The organism is Pseudomonas fluorescens, from assembly GCF_030344995.1.
Lineage (GTDB): Bacteria > Pseudomonadota > Gammaproteobacteria > Pseudomonadales > Pseudomonadaceae > Aquipseudomonas > Aquipseudomonas fluorescens_BF.
Window position 1 is genome coordinate 1,218,213 of record NZ_CP128260.1, and the last position, 13,911, is coordinate 1,232,123.

Consider the following 13,911-nt stretch of genomic DNA (forward strand, 5'->3'; position numbering starts at 1 on the left):
TTGCCATCAGGTGACATTGCCATGCTGCTGCACATCCCCGGGCTGTTCGCGAAAGAAGAAGTGCGGCGCATCCGCGAGGCTCTGGAGCAGGCCGACTGGGCCGATGGCAAGATCACCGCCGGCTATCAATCGGCCAAGGCCAAGCACAATCTGCAACTGCCGGAAGGCCATCCACTGGCCAAGGAAATCGGCGCCGCGATGCTTGAGCGCCTGTGGAAAAATCCGCTGTTCATGTCCGCCGCGCTGCCGCACAAAGTGTTTCCGCCGTTACTCAACTGCTACACGGCGGGCGGCAGTTTTGATTTCCACATCGACAACGCCGTGCGTCAGCCCAAGGGCAGCATCGAGCGGGTGCGCACCGATTTGTCCGCCACGCTATTCTTCAGCGAGCCGGAGGACTACGACGGCGGCGAGCTGGAAATCCAGGACACCTTCGGCACCCAGCAAGTGAAACTGCCCGCCGGCGATATGGTGCTGTACCCCGGCACCAGCCTGCACAAGGTCAATGCAGTCACTCGCGGCGCGCGTTATGCCTCGTTCTTCTGGACTCAAAGTCTGGTGCGCGAAGACAGCCAGCGCGCGTTGCTGTTCGAGATGGACGGTGCGATCCAGCAACTCACCCAGGACATGCCCGATCATCCTTCGTTGATCCGTCTCACTGGCACTTATCACAACCTGCTGCGTCGCTGGGTCGAGGTGTAAGTGGCGGACTTTCGGTTACGTCGCGAAGAAGTCCTCGATGGTGAACGCCTCACGGCCATGCTCGAAGAAAGTCCGGCCCGCGCGGCTCAGGCGATTCTGCTGGCGGCGGGTGAGGGCATGCTCGAAGCGCAGGCGCTGCTTGGGCAGATTTTGCTCGATGGCCACGGGATTGCGCAGGATCAACCGCTGGCATTGCGCTGGTTTGAAATTGCCGCAGGGCAAGGTCATTTGATGGCGCGCAACATGCTTGGTCGGTGTCATGAACACGGATGGGGTTGCGTGGCCGACGCGGCGGTTGCCGCCAGGCATTATCGCGTTGCAGCGGACGCCGGGCTGGACTGGGCGATGTACAACCTCGCCAATCTGCTCGCTACCGGGCGCGGGGTGGCTGTGGATCAGCCGCAAGCTTTGGCGCTTTATCGTCAGGCCGCCGAGTCGGGACACGCCAAGTCGATGAACCTGCTCGGTCGGTATCTTGAGGAGGGAGGTTATTGTCGCACGGACCCGGCCGCAGCCTTCGATTGGTATCGTCGCTCGGCGCAGAGCGGCGACTTCCGTGGCCAGTTCAGTTATGCCAGTGTTCTGGCCGAGCGTTCACAGATTGAAGAGGCGTTGAAATGGTACCGCCAGGCGATGTGCGGGGGGCACGCTGTGTTTCTCCATGTGGCTGCCCGGACTTTGGAAAACGCCTCACACCCTGCTATTCAAGCATTGGCTCAAGAGTACAAAGAGTGCGCAGAGCGCATGCCTGTCTAGTCAAATAAGAAAGTTGTTAGAAGTTTTCGAGTTGTGTGTCTGATTGTTGGCATTCTTTGTAAATGAATTGAAGGTGTGACGCGCTTCTTTGGGTTTGTCTTTTATGTTTAAGTTTGCCTGGAGAGTTGAAAGCTTGACTGCTTTAACTTTCTTGTTGGTTTAACTTAACTTAAAACTGATTTAAGGAATGATCATGTCTTCTTCCGACTTATGGAGCGATGCCCTGGATAATGCCTCGCCTGAGCAAGTTATGCAGATGGCGGCGGCGGCGCCGAAGTTACTCAGCGATGCATCGGTTTCCGAGGGGGACGATGTCGTGCGTGACCGCGGACTTCTCCTCACCAAAAAACAGATCATTGATTTGCGTAAATATGAAGCGGCCGGTCTGGCGCTTCCACATACCCTGAAGGATGTCCAGGACTATCTGCGTTTCGGCGCCGGGCAAGACGGTGGCCCTGGTTTAAACCCGACTGACTTCCTCTCTACCTTTGTCAACACCCGGAACCACGCAAGACGTTGGTCGCCGTTGCGTGAACGCATCATGATGACCGGGCAAGGGCTGAAGAGCTTTGCCAGCAGCATGCTCAATTACGGCAAGTCGATTCAGGAAGTCTTGAACGATGATGATTCAGTCGCGTTCCTCAAGGCAAACAAGATTAAAACACTCGCTCAGCTTAAGGCGCTGGAAATTGAACTGGGTGACAAGTTTCCGGATATTGAAATTGACCCTGATACGGTCGCGACGCTGGGCTATTACCTGCAGCGAATATTCGAAAGTATCAATAAAAACCTGAGCGAAGTGCAGGGCATCAAGAATGATCTGGACGTGTTTGGTTATGATCTGCGCGAACATGTTCTGCCCAGCATAAAACTTCGGGTTGGGCTGATTGATAGCAGTACGTTGGCAGCGGATATCAAAGTCTTGAAGAACAATATTGATGATCGTGCTAAAGAAATTGATATTAAAAACACTGAATACAAGGCGGCGGTTCAGGAGGCATTGAAGTCTGCAGCCGGGATGAACATCGTGGGCCTGGCCATGGCTATCTACATGGGGGTAGAGGCCGAAAATATTCGTGCTGCACGCAACAAGTTGTATGCCGAACAGGAGCGGGATATCCAGGTGCTGGCGAGTAAGAACCAGACGCTCGGTTCACTTGCCCGCGTCAAGCATGACCTGCAAAGTCTGATGATCGTGGCGATTGATGCTGACATTGCCACGCAGAACCTGATGCATGTCTGGAAAAGCCTCTACCTGCACATCTCCAACTCGGTAGCGGCGATGGACCGAATCAACGACGCCTTGAGCCTGCGGATCTTCGGGACCGAATTCGAAGAAGTGGTGTTGCCATGGAAAGCCATCGAGTCCGACTCGGACAAGCTTATCCAGGTCTTCAAAGAGGCTGATGAAGAATACGAGCGCAACTATTCGTTCATCGCGCGTGCCTCGCGTGTGATCGGGATCAACACGAGGGTGAGCTATCCGCCTGTGGACGTTGCCACCCTGACATTCTCTATTGAACAGGTGCGTGAAGCTCGTACTCAGGCGGAAGTATTGAAAACCCGACTGGCTTACCTGCCCGATCTGTTTGACCGCTTCAAGCGAATCGTGAGTGGCATGGGACAATGCCAAAGCCAATTGCAGGATTCGGCACAGTCGAGTGTGAATGATCTGCAAACCAGCCTGCGACGTCTCGCGCGCAACGAGAAGGACCGGTTAAAAGAAACCGATCCTGAGGTCATTGAAGAAATCGATGATGAGCGTAAGGACATTTTGCGTTTGATCTCCTCTGCCATGACGAGGCAGGCATCTTTGGTGGGAAGCGCCTTGCGCAACATTGATGCACGGTTTGATGTTCGCCTGACGCAGGCTTACATCGCTGATTTCCAGCGCGACGCGCTTGTGGCCAATGCTGAAATTGTCCAACTGGACGACAAACTTGCAAAGCTTGAGGCTGAACGCAAGGTCATGAATGACGGGGTCACTCTTCTGGAAAAAAGTGGCATCGAGAAACTCGGCAAGGATGTTGAACTGACCATCACCAAGATTACCGAACTGGGCCTGGCTCCGCCGGAAATCAAATTGGTGATGGCGGCCATCGATCAACTGAAGCGAACCCTCATTGGCATTGGTGAGTCTGTGCGCTTTCTGGACATGGTTCGCGAGAGCGACAAGTTGAAGCAGAAAGTCGAAGGCGTGCAGGCTGATATCGATCGTGAGCGCTCGGCTATCCGTGATTCGCAAGGCAAGATCGAGTACCTGGAAGCCATTCATGTCATGGAAGACTGTCGCGCCAAATATGCCGACGCCTACCGTCCTGTCGTGAATGCTTTTGAGCAATTGCGCGATGCGATCAATGTCGAGCGGTTGGACGACTTTGATGCGCTCAGTGCCGCGTTGAAACAGCATGCGCCACTGTTTATCGCTTTCGCTGATCCGCTGTCAGTACCGCAGCACTGATTCTGCTGGCAAACGTGCTCTGCGTTTGTGTGTGATATCAGAGTCCGACACAGGATTGCCGATGGGCACGGTTCCATCGGCAATGAACGTTCGATCAGGCCAAGGAGAGGCTGATGCTTGAATATTTACTGGCAGAAAAAAACTTCGCTGCATTGAAGCAGTATGTGAAATTTCTGCAGGATCTACCCCCTGCTTTGCAGGAGATGACTGAGTTCAGTAAAAGCTTTGAACGACAAGGGCACACCATGCTGCCCCCACCGAATATTCAAAGCCTGAGGCAGGCGGCACAAGTCAATGGAGCGTGTTGGCAGGCGATACAGATAGCAACACCGTTGCTTGGCAGCAATTCCGCGCAGGTGTTACGTGAGGTATTTGGCTTTATCGAAGAGTTTCAGGTCACTGTTTCAAATGCCGACAATCGCCGAGAGGTGATCGACACTATCGATCCACGACAGTTTTCATTGGTAAGGTCGCCTGTCTGGAACAATGCACCTGCCGCAAGCATCATCGATGTGCTGCGGGAAATGGATCGACGACTGGAGCAATACCGGGGCCTGGTGTTGAATTTCAAAACCCAGGTGACCAGCCTGGCTGAATCGATCCACAGCATCTTCGTACGTTTCATCGAGTGTTTGACGATGCCAATATGTTCGTGCGATGTACCCGTCGCCAAGATCGAAGTCTATTACGGCCTGGGTAAAATGGGACTGCCCGGTACGACTTTTGTGCCGGGCCGGATGTATTCGCAGGAGGAGCGAATAGCGATGTCCAAAGAGCATGTCGAGTTTCTGTTCAATCTGCGCCGACGCGCTGCCAGTGGGGCGAACAACCTCAGCGATTTCTGCTTTCGAATGATCTGTATGCTGGATGAAGCGCAACGGGTGCTTAGAAGCCATTACCCGACGATGACGATGGCGCGGGCAAAATCTGCGCTGCCGCTGCTCAAATTGCCGTTGAACGATGTGCAAAGCATGTCGGACCAACTGGTTAAAATGACCCGGCTGTAAAGCATAAAAAAGCCCATGACATGTCATGGGCTTTTCGCGTTACGGGTAAGGTGCTTACACGTAGAACGACTTCAGCGGCGGGAAGCCATTGAACTCTACGGCGCTGTAGCTGGTGGTGTACGCACCGGTCGACAGCCAGTAGAGGCGATCACCAATCGCCAGATTCAGCGGCAGGCCGTACTTGTAGTTTTCGTACATGATGTCGGCGCTGTCGCAGGTCGGGCCGGCGATCACGACTTCTTCCATCTCGCCTTTCTTCTCGGTCCAGATCGGGAACTTGATCGCTTCGTCCATGGTTTCGATCAGGCCGGAGAACTTGCCCACATCGGTATAAACCCAACGCTCGACGGCGGTGCGGGATTTACGCGCGACCAGCACCACTTCGCTGACCAGGATGCCGGCGTTGGCAATCAGCGAACGGCCCGGCTCCAGAATGATTTCCGGCAAGTCATCACCGAAGTCTTCCTTGAGGAAGCGGATGATTTCTTCGGCGTAGGTTTCCAGGCTGTTGGTGCGGGTGATGTAGTTGGCCGGGAAGCCACCGCCCATGTTGATCAGCTTCAGGTGGATGCCGTCTTCTTCTTTCAGGCGTTCGAAAATCACTTTGACCTTGGCGATCGCCGCGTCCCAGACGCTGATGTCACGCTGTTGCGAACCGACGTGGAACGAAATGCCGTAAGGCACCAGGCCCAGGTCGCGGGCGAGGATCAGCAGGTCCATGGCCATGTCGGTCTGGCAGCCGAATTTGCGCGACAGTGGCCAGTCGGCCGTGGTCGAGCCTTCGGTCAGGATGCGCACATAGACTTTGGCGCCCGGCGCAGCCTTGGCGATGTTGCGCAGGTCGGCTTCGGAGTCGGTGGCGAACAGACGCACGCCCTTCTCATAGAAGTAGCGAATGTCCTTGGACTTCTTGATGGTGTTGCCGTAGCTGATCTGATCCGGGCTGACGCCACGGCTCAGCACTTTGTCCAGCTCATAGATCGAGGCGATGTCGAAGCTCGAGCCTTTCTCTTTGAGCAGGTCGATGATCTCGACGGCCGGGTTGGCCTTGACCGCGTAGTAGACCTTGGCGAATTCGAAACCGGCGCGCAGGTCATCGTAGGCCTGGGCGATCATCGCGGTGTCGATCACCACGAACGGGGTTTCCTGTTTGTCGGCGAACGCCTTCATTTTCTGAAAGGTTTCGCGCGCGAAATAGTCTTCGACCTGGATCGACATGCTGGGAACTCCTACTGGCAAACTAAAATTATCAATGGGTGCAAATGAACGTCCTCCGTATCCCCACTTTGGTTCGCCTACTTCCCAAGGCATGTCGCCGAAAGCAAAAAGGCCATGGGAAATGTAGTCTTTCTTTCCCTTGGCCTTGCTGTCTCGTCGTCAGTACTTGAGCCGGATGGATCGTTTCCAGCATGGACGTTCGGCGCGAACTTTAGGGCGTGAGGGGCCTGAGATCAACTAAAAATGTCGCGTTTTTGCACGCTTCTGACGTGCATCGCGGATATCACTCTTTGTAGCCGACCGAGATGACGGTCAGATGTTCCGCAATAATTTTCAGGTGTTAAAAATACCTGCACGTTCGATGCTGATGTGCGCCAAGTCTCTGGCAAGTACGATCACTTCAACATCGGCGACGTTAGCGGCGAGAAGGATGGGTGAGGGGGGATTTGCGGATTAACGCTGAGATTGTGTGCCGGGTTCAGCCTTCTGATGTGTTGATATTTCTTGCCGGCCCATCGTCGGCAAAAAAATCACGGTTTTCAGGTTCCGGCGGTCGAAAAAAAGGGCTGTCGAACAGCCCTTTTGCTTTTTATCAGGCCACCGTTTCGGCCGGTGACACGATATTGGTCTTCATTCCGCGTGAACGACCCGAACTCAGGTACGCCGCAATCGACTCCTGGGTGACTTCGCCAAGGAATACGCGCTCGGCATCCATCACCGGCAGCCATGCCCGATTGAACTCGTACATGCGCGACAACAGGATACGCAAATGCTCGTCGTACGCCGCCGTGGCGTTGAACTCGCGGAGGAATTGCGCACAGGTACCGGTCTGACGATGCAGGTCACGACGGCGCACATAACCCAGCGCCTTGTTCTCGGCGTCAGTCACGACGACATAACGACGGTCATGTTCATCCATCAATTCCAGCGCATCGGCCACCGGGGTTTCCGGGCTCACCGATGGAGCGTTGTCTGCCGCATCTTCGGCCTTCACCAGCAGCAGACGTTTGAGTGTGCTGTCCTGACCAACGAAGTTGCTGACAAAGTCGTCCGCCGGATGGGCGAGCAGGGTATCCGGGTGGTCGATCTGCAACAGCTTGCCCGCGCGGAAGATCGCGATCTTGTCGCCGAGCTTGATCGCTTCGTCGATGTCGTGGCTGACCATGATCACGGTCTTGTTCAGCGCGCGCTGCATCTCGAAGAACTCGTTCTGGATCATCTCGCGGTTGATCGGGTCGACCGCACCAAACGGTTCGTCCATCAGCAACAGCGGTGCATCCGCTGCCAGCGCACGGATCACGCCGATCCGCTGCTGCTGGCCGCCGGACAGTTCGCGCGGATAACGATGCAGATACTGCTTGGGCTCAAGCTTGATCATGCTCATCAGTTCGCGGGCGCGGTCGTGGCATTTCTGTTTGTCCCAGCCGAGCAGTTTCGGCACCACCACGATGTTCTCTTCGATGGTCATGTTCGGGAACAGACCGATCTGCTGGATCACGTAGCCGATGTTGCGGCGCAGGGTCACTTCGTCGAGGTCGGTGGTGTCTTCGCCGTTGATCAGGATCTTGCCCGAGGTCGGCTTGATCAGGCGGTTGATCATTTTCAGCGTGGTGCTTTTGCCGCAGCCCGATGGCCCGAGGAACACACAGATTTCGCCTTCATTGACGGTCAGGCTTACCGAGTCCACGGCTTTCACATCTTTGCCGTTGCTTTGGAAGGTCTTGCTGAGGTTTTGAAGTTCGATCATTTGAGGAGTCCTTTTGGAGTCAGCGAACGTTGCAGCCACTGCAAAATGAGGTCGGCGAAGATCGCCAGAAGACTGACCAGCAGCGCGCCGACGATGAGCATCGACATGTCACTGCGGCTGATGGAGGCGAGGATCAGCACGCCGAGGCCGCCAGCGCCGATGGTCGCGGCGATGGTCATCACGCCGATGTTCATCACCACGGCGGTGCGCACACCGGCGAGGATCACCGGCACTGCGATCGGCAACTCGACCATGCGCAGGCGCTGGCCGAAGGTCATGCCGATGCCGCGTGCGGCCTCGCGAATGCCCGGTTCGACGCCGGTCAGGGCGAGGTAGGTGTTGCGCATGATCGGCAGCAGTGAATAAAGGAACACGGCGGTGATTGCCGGCATCGGGCCGAGGCCCTGGCCGAATTTCGAGTAGAACGGCAGCAGCAGGCCGAACAGCGCAATCGACGGCACGGTCAGCAGCACCGTGGCACTGGCCTGCAAGGGACCGGCAAGGCTCGGGAAGCGCGTCATCAAAATGCCCAGCGGCACGCCGATGAGAATCGCCAGGCTGACGGCGATGCCGACCAGGGTGATGTGCTGCCAGGTCAGGTGCATCACCTGCTGCCAGTCGAGGTGGGAAAAGGCGTTCAAAAATTCCATGACTTTTCCTCCTTTAGTTCAGTGGATGCTGGCGCAGGAAATCGGCAGCGACTTTCGACGGGCTCTCGTGATCGACATCGACTCGCGCGTTGAGCTGGCGCATGGTTTCGTCGTCGAACAGTTCGGCCAGTGGTTTGAGTTGTTCTGCCAGTTTCGGGTGGGCGTCGAGGTAGGCCTGACGCACGACCGGCGCGGCGGTGTAGTCCGGGAAGTAATGTTTGTCGTCTTCCAGCAACTTCAGCCCGAACGCGTTGAGGCGACCGTCGGTGGTGTAGACCAGACCGGCAAACACCTGACCGTTACGCAGCGCGGTGTACACCAGCCCTGCGTCCATCTGCCGGATGTTTTTGCGGGTCAGGTTCATGTCGTAGAGCTTGACCATGCCGTCCAGGCCGTCGGAGCGGTTGGCGAACTCGGTGTCCAGCGCGACCAGGTGATTGGTCTTGGCTTCAGCCTTCAGCACGTCGTTCAACTGGCTGATATTGCTGATCTGCGGATATTCCTCGGCCACCTTTTTCGGTAGGGCGAGGGCGTAGGTGTTACTGAATTTCGACGGCGTGAGCCAGACCAGGCCTTTTTTCGCGTCGAGTTCTTTCACCCGGGCGTAGGACTGTTCGCTGTCGAGTTTTTCAGTCACGTGGTTGTAGGCCACCAGCGACACCCCGGTGTATTCCCAGAGCATGTCCAGCTGCCCGCTTTCGTGGGCGCTGCGGGCCAGGTTGCTGCCCAGACCGCCGGTGATCTGCGCGTCGTAGCCTTTGCTGCGCAGGTATTGCGCGGTGATTTCCGCGAGCAGGGTCTGCTCGGTGAATACCCGGGCGCCAAGGCGGATAACGGGCTTTTCAGCGGCTTGCGCCAATCCTGCGAACAGCAGGGCGCAGCCCAAGATCAAGCTAAGTCGTTTCATGTTCATTCCTTCGCAAAAGCCTTAAGACGGGCGCAAACCGCGTTCCAGCCAGAGACGGCTGGCGAGGGTGACCACGCCATCGAGCAGCAGGGCCAGCAGCGCGGTACACGCGGCGCCGAGCAGCAGTTGCGGCTGATTGTTCAGGGCGATGCCGGGGAAGATCAGGCTGCCGAGGCTGTTGGCGCCGATCAGGAAGGCCAGCGGCGCGGTGCCGACGTTGATCGCCAGCGCCACCCGCACACCACCGACGATGATCGGCACGGCGTTGGGCAGCTCGACTTTCCACAGCACCTGACGCGGCGTCATGCCGATACCGACGGCGGCCTCTTTCAGTGAACCCTGGACGTTTTTCAGGCCTTCATAGGTGTTGCGCACAATCGGCAAAAGCGAGGCGAGGAACAAAGCGAAGATCGCCGGACCGCTGCCGATGCCGAGAATCCCCAGGGCAATTGCGAGTACGGCCAGTGGAGGCACGGTGTTGCCGATGTTGAAGATCTGCATGAAGCGTTCGGCGCGGCCGACCATGTGCGGGCGGCTCAGGAAGATGCCGGCGGGGATGCCCACGACCAGGGCGGCCAGCATTGAAGCGAGGACGAGAATCAGATGAGCTTGCAGGTAAAACAACAAATCGTCGCGGTAGTGTTCGATCGTGTTGATGCCGATCCAGTGGACCAGCAGGGCCAGGAGCGCGATCACCACCGCACCTCCCATCAGCCCTTTGCCATAGCGGATAGCCACAGGCGGACTCCTTTTTTTAGTCGGCGAACGCAGCTCCGCGTGGCATGCCATTCCTGGCTGCCGGAGTCAGCGTTTGCGAGAAGCAGCTTTTTTTCAGCCCGGCAAAAGCGGTCCGAAAGCGAGCCATGAGCGCAGCCTCGTCAGGCTAACTTGCTGATTTTTCAGCCCCTGACGAATTGTCGTAACAGGGGATGGACGTCTCCGTGCTTTAAAAGGTTCCCATCTGAGGCAGCATTTGGCCACCCTTAATGTGCTCAACGGTTCGGTTATTGAATCGAGTTGGGCTATAATCGCCGCCCTTTTTTGAATCACCGCCAGGCGATTTCCCATGACCAGACAGGCCGCCGAAGTCGCGAAACGCCGCACTTTCGCCATTATTTCCCACCCCGATGCCGGTAAAACCACCATCACCGAAAAGCTCTTGCTGATGGGCAAGGCGATTGCTGTGGCCGGTACGGTGAAATCCCGTAAATCCGACCGCCACGCGACATCCGACTGGATGGAGATGGAAAAGCAGCGGGGCATCTCGATCACCACGTCGGTCATGCAGTTCCCGTATCGCGAACACATGATCAACCTGCTCGACACCCCGGGCCACGAAGACTTCTCCGAAGACACCTACCGCACCCTGACTGCGGTGGACTCGGCCCTGATGGTTCTCGACGGCGGTAAAGGTGTCGAGCCTCGTACGATTGCCCTGATGGACGTCTGCCGTCTGCGTGACACGCCGATCGTCAGCTTCATCAACAAACTCGACCGTGACATCCGCGACCCGATCGAACTGCTCGACGAGATCGAAGCCGTCCTGAAGATCAAGGCTGCGCCGATCACCTGGCCGATCGGTTGCTACCGCGACTTCAAGGGCGTGTACCACCTGGCGGACGACTACATCATTGTCTACACCGCCGGTCACGGTCACGAACGCACCGAAACCAAGATCATCGAAAAGCTCGATTCCGACGAAGCCCGCGCCCACCTCGGCGATGAGTACGATCGTTTCCTTGAGCAGCTGGAGCTGGTGCAGGGCGCCTGTCACGAGTTCAACCAGCAGGAGTTCATCGACGGTCAACTGACCCCGGTGTTCTTCGGTACCGCACTGGGCAACTTTGGTGTCGACCATGTACTCGACGCTGTAGTCGACTGGGCCCCGCGTCCGCTGCCGCGTGTGGCCAACGAGCGCACCGTGGAACCGGTGGAAGAGAAGTTCTCGGGCTTCATCTTCAAGATCCAGGCGAACATGGACCCGAAACACCGCGACCGTATCGCCTTCATGCGTATCTGCTCCGGCAAGTACGAGAAAGGCATGAAGATGCGCCATGTGCGTACCGGCAAGGACGTGCGCATCGGCGACGCCCTGACGTTCTTCTCCTCCGAGCGTGAGCAGCTGGAAGAGGCGTACGCCGGCGACATCATCGGTCTGCACAACCACGGCACGATCCAGATCGGCGACACCTTCAGCGAAGGCGAAACCCTGGGCTTCACCGGTATCCCGCACTTCGCCCCGGAACTGTTCCGCCGCGTACGCCTGCGCGATCCGCTGAAATCCAAGCAACTGCGCCAGGGCCTGCAACAGCTGGCCGAAGAAGGCGCGACCCAGGTGTTCTTCCCGGAGCGCAGCAACGACATCATCCTTGGCGCCGTCGGTGTGCTGCAGTTCGATGTGGTCGCCAGCCGCCTGAAAGAGGAATACAAGGTCGAATGCTCCTACGAGCCGATCACCGTGTACTCCGCGCGCTGGATCGAATGCAGCGACAAGAAGAAGCTTGAGGAGTTCTCCAACAAGGCCGTGGAAAACCTGGCACTGGACGGCGGCGGTCACCTGACCTACCTCGCGCCGACCCGCGTCAACCTGGCCTTGATGGAAGAGCGCTGGCCGGACGTGAAATTCCGTGCGACCCGTGAGCATCACTAAGCGCTGACTGGTGACACCCGAAAGCCCACTGATAAAACAGTGGGCTTTTTTTTGCGTGCTGATCAAGTATGCGAACTCATTCAAGTCGGGCGTCCGGTCCGATCAATAAGGGAGCAATGGAATGACAGGGAGGCTCGCTCATCTGCTTCGGCCCAATGGTTATTTCAGCCTGATGGCCTGGGTGCTGGCGGCGCTGCTGTTCATCAATCGCCTGAGCAGCATGGTCAAACTGTTCATGGCGTTGTACTTGCGCCAGGAGCTGGGGCTGGCGATCGAAACCGTCGGCTGGCTGCTGTCGGCATATGGCGGTGGTCTGCTGATCGGCTCGATGCTCGGCGGATGGCTCAGTGATCACGTGCGCACGGCGCGACTGACGGCGGCGCTGTTTTTCATCTCTGCGTGGGTTCTGGTGTTGCTGGGGCTGGTCACGCAAGTGCCGTTGCTGGCCGGGTTGCTGTTGCTCAGCGGCACGCTCGACGGGGCGATCCGTACGCTGCATCAACGCTTGATCATGGAGTATTGCGAGGTCGCGCAGCGGCCACGGGCGCAGGCCTTGAGTCGCATCGCCAGGAACCTCGGGATGGCCGCTGCCGGTGTGGCGGGCGGTGCTCTGGCACAGGTGGACTTTCGCTGGGTGTTCTTCATCAGCGCCGGGCTCACGTTGCTGGCGTTGCTTTGGTTTGTCCGCACGACCTGGCGCCGGCCGGTGCTGATCGCGGACGAGGCGCCGCAGGCGCATTCGGGTTCGGGCCTGCCGTATCGCGACAAACCCTTCCTCTGGCTGCTGGGGGCGACCGTCCTTCTGGGCATGGCGTTCGACACGGTCTACAGCACCTTGGGCAACTACCTTCGCGACTACTACCGCTTGAGCACCGAGGCCATCGGCTGGCAGTTCGCGATCAATGCGATTCTGGTGGTGGCGCTGCAGATTCCCATGTCGCACTGGGGAGAGCGCTGGGGCGCGCGTCGGCCGCTGATCGCCGGTTGTGTGCTGCTGGCGATCGGACTCGGCATGTTGCCGCTGGGGTCCGGGTTGTTTTATGCCTGCCTCTCGACCGTGATCTGGACGCTGGGGGAAGCGTTGTTCATGCCACCGTTGAACGTGTTGGTGATGCAGCATGCGCAAACCGGAAAAAGCGGTCGCTATTTCGGACTGTTCTTCATGGCCTGGAGTGCGAGTTCGCTGTTGTCGCCCGTGCTCGGTGGGCAGCTTTATGGCCAGTTCGGCGGCCACAGTGTCTGGCTGGCGAGTGCCGTGCTGGCCTTGCTGTCAGTGCCGCTGATTTATCGGGCCACCTGCATCCGAGCCACACACGGCGCAAACGCTTAGCTGATCCGGTTATGGGCGTTATTCGAAAGCGGTCTGTCCACGCATGGCATTTCCGGGCGTTGGTTAGCGTCCTATCTGGTGAACCCGGCGGATCGGAACTAGATTTCAATCAGCGTCAGGTCAGGCATGAATTTCTCACCTGGAACAGGATGGAATCGGCTATGAAAAACAGGTTGCTACGCGTTTTGCTGCTGTTGAAAGTGATGGTAATGCTGTCCCTCGGCACCGCGACGGCCTGGGCCGAGTGCGAGGATCACGATACCCAGGCCTCCAGCGGACAGGTCGGACACGCCGGGTTGATGCTCGCCAAGTCGAATGCGAGTGATCCTGACTCCGATGACAACGCCACTGATACGGATCCGGATTCGGATGGCACACCCGATTCGGATGACGATCCGGACGAAGGCGACAGCCAGACGTAGATTCCGGGCAAAAGAAAACCCCTTCTTTCCCGATTGATGCGCAATCGAGGCAGAAGGGGTT

The 13,911-nt window shown here is 57.6% G+C and carries 12 protein-coding genes; 7 read left to right on the forward strand and 5 right to left on the reverse strand.

Features of this window, described 5'->3' with window-relative positions:
- The first annotated feature begins 21 nt into the window (after positions 1–21).
- The 4 genes from QR290_RS05370 (at position 22) to QR290_RS05385 (ending at position 4,926) form a co-directional block, all read left to right on the forward strand.
- Positions 22–702 (forward strand): Fe2+-dependent dioxygenase, encoded by a 681-nt coding sequence (locus QR290_RS05370; RefSeq protein WP_289204500.1) that lies wholly within the window; start codon positions 22–24, stop codon positions 700–702.
- A complete protein-coding gene (locus tag QR290_RS05375) occupies positions 703–1,458 on the forward strand; it encodes a tetratricopeptide repeat protein (protein ID WP_115076524.1) in 756 nt (251 codons plus the stop codon).
- Between the two features lie 193 nt (positions 1,459–1,651).
- Positions 1,652–3,919 carry an alpha-xenorhabdolysin family binary toxin subunit A gene (locus tag QR290_RS05380; protein ID WP_115076525.1) on the forward strand — a complete coding sequence of 756 codons (2,268 nt, stop codon included), beginning with the start codon at positions 1,652–1,654 and terminating at the stop codon, positions 3,917–3,919.
- 113 nt (positions 3,920–4,032) lie between these two features.
- The gene (locus tag QR290_RS05385; RefSeq protein WP_289204501.1) at positions 4,033–4,926 is read left to right on the forward strand and encodes a hypothetical protein; all 894 of its coding nucleotides are present in this window, start codon (positions 4,033–4,035) and stop codon (positions 4,924–4,926) included.
- Between the two features lie 54 nt (positions 4,927–4,980).
- Here the strand turns inward: QR290_RS05385 and QR290_RS05390 are convergent, their stop codons facing one another.
- From QR290_RS05390 to QR290_RS05410, 5 genes are all read right to left on the reverse strand, one after another.
- Entirely contained in the window at positions 4,981–6,144 is a 1,164-nt protein-coding gene (locus QR290_RS05390) for a type III PLP-dependent enzyme (RefSeq protein WP_039769212.1), read from the reverse strand.
- Between the two features lie 592 nt (positions 6,145–6,736).
- The gene (locus tag QR290_RS05395; RefSeq protein WP_085702450.1) at positions 6,737–7,891 is read right to left on the reverse strand and encodes an osmoprotectant ABC transporter ATP-binding protein OsmV; all 1,155 of its coding nucleotides are present in this window, start codon (positions 7,889–7,891) and stop codon (positions 6,737–6,739) included.
- A complete protein-coding gene (locus QR290_RS05400) occupies positions 7,888–8,541 on the reverse strand; it encodes an ABC transporter permease (protein WP_007953690.1) in 654 nt (217 codons plus the stop codon). The genes QR290_RS05395 and QR290_RS05400 overlap by 4 nt, the downstream gene beginning before the upstream one ends.
- A gap of 13 nt (positions 8,542–8,554) precedes the next feature.
- Positions 8,555–9,448 (reverse strand): glycine betaine ABC transporter substrate-binding protein, encoded by an 894-nt coding sequence (locus QR290_RS05405; RefSeq protein WP_289204502.1) that lies wholly within the window; start codon positions 9,446–9,448, stop codon positions 8,555–8,557.
- A gap of 21 nt (positions 9,449–9,469) precedes the next feature.
- A complete protein-coding gene (locus QR290_RS05410) occupies positions 9,470–10,159 on the reverse strand; it encodes an ABC transporter permease (protein ID WP_197871818.1) in 690 nt (229 codons plus the stop codon).
- 355 nt (positions 10,160–10,514) lie between these two features.
- On the opposite strand from QR290_RS05410, the gene QR290_RS05415 reads away from it, so the two are divergent.
- The 3 genes from QR290_RS05415 to QR290_RS05425 all read left to right on the forward strand — a co-directional run bounded on the left by QR290_RS05415 (position 10,515) and on the right by QR290_RS05425 (position 13,850).
- A complete protein-coding gene (locus tag QR290_RS05415) occupies positions 10,515–12,098 on the forward strand; it encodes a peptide chain release factor 3 (RefSeq protein ID WP_085608055.1) in 1,584 nt (527 codons plus the stop codon).
- A 121-nt stretch (positions 12,099–12,219) separates the two neighbouring features.
- Complete coding sequence (locus QR290_RS05420) at positions 12,220–13,428, forward strand: MFS transporter (protein WP_289204503.1); 1,209 nt, start codon at positions 12,220–12,222, stop codon at positions 13,426–13,428.
- Positions 13,429–13,589: 161 nt separating this feature from the next.
- On the forward strand, positions 13,590–13,850 hold the full coding sequence (locus QR290_RS05425) for a hypothetical protein (RefSeq protein WP_289204504.1): 261 nt from the start codon (positions 13,590–13,592) through the stop codon (positions 13,848–13,850).
- The last annotated feature ends 61 nt before the right edge of the window (positions 13,851–13,911 follow it).

Coding starts and splice junctions, on each gene's coding strand:
- QR290_RS05370 (WP_289204500.1), top strand. CDS start 22: ATGCTGCTGCACATCCCCGGGCTGTTCGCGAAAGAAGAAGTGCGGCGC.
- QR290_RS05380 (WP_115076525.1), top strand. CDS start 1,652: ATGTCTTCTTCCGACTTATGGAGCGATGCCCTGGATAATGCCTCGCCT.
- QR290_RS05385 (WP_289204501.1), top strand. CDS start 4,033: ATGCTTGAATATTTACTGGCAGAAAAAAACTTCGCTGCATTGAAGCAG.
- QR290_RS05390 (WP_039769212.1), bottom strand. CDS start 6,144: ATGTCGATCCAGGTCGAAGACTATTTCGCGCGCGAAACCTTTCAGAAA.
- QR290_RS05395 (WP_085702450.1), bottom strand. CDS start 7,891: ATGATCGAACTTCAAAACCTCAGCAAGACCTTCCAAAGCAACGGCAAA.
- QR290_RS05400 (WP_007953690.1), bottom strand. CDS start 8,541: ATGGAATTTTTGAACGCCTTTTCCCACCTCGACTGGCAGCAGGTGATG.
- QR290_RS05405 (WP_289204502.1), bottom strand. CDS start 9,448: ATGAAACGACTTAGCTTGATCTTGGGCTGCGCCCTGCTGTTCGCAGGA.
- QR290_RS05410 (WP_197871818.1), bottom strand. CDS start 10,159: ATGGGAGGTGCGGTGGTGATCGCGCTCCTGGCCCTGCTGGTCCACTGG.
- QR290_RS05415 (WP_085608055.1), top strand. CDS start 10,515: ATGACCAGACAGGCCGCCGAAGTCGCGAAACGCCGCACTTTCGCCATT.
- QR290_RS05420 (WP_289204503.1), top strand. CDS start 12,220: ATGACAGGGAGGCTCGCTCATCTGCTTCGGCCCAATGGTTATTTCAGC.
- QR290_RS05425 (WP_289204504.1), top strand. CDS start 13,590: ATGAAAAACAGGTTGCTACGCGTTTTGCTGCTGTTGAAAGTGATGGTA.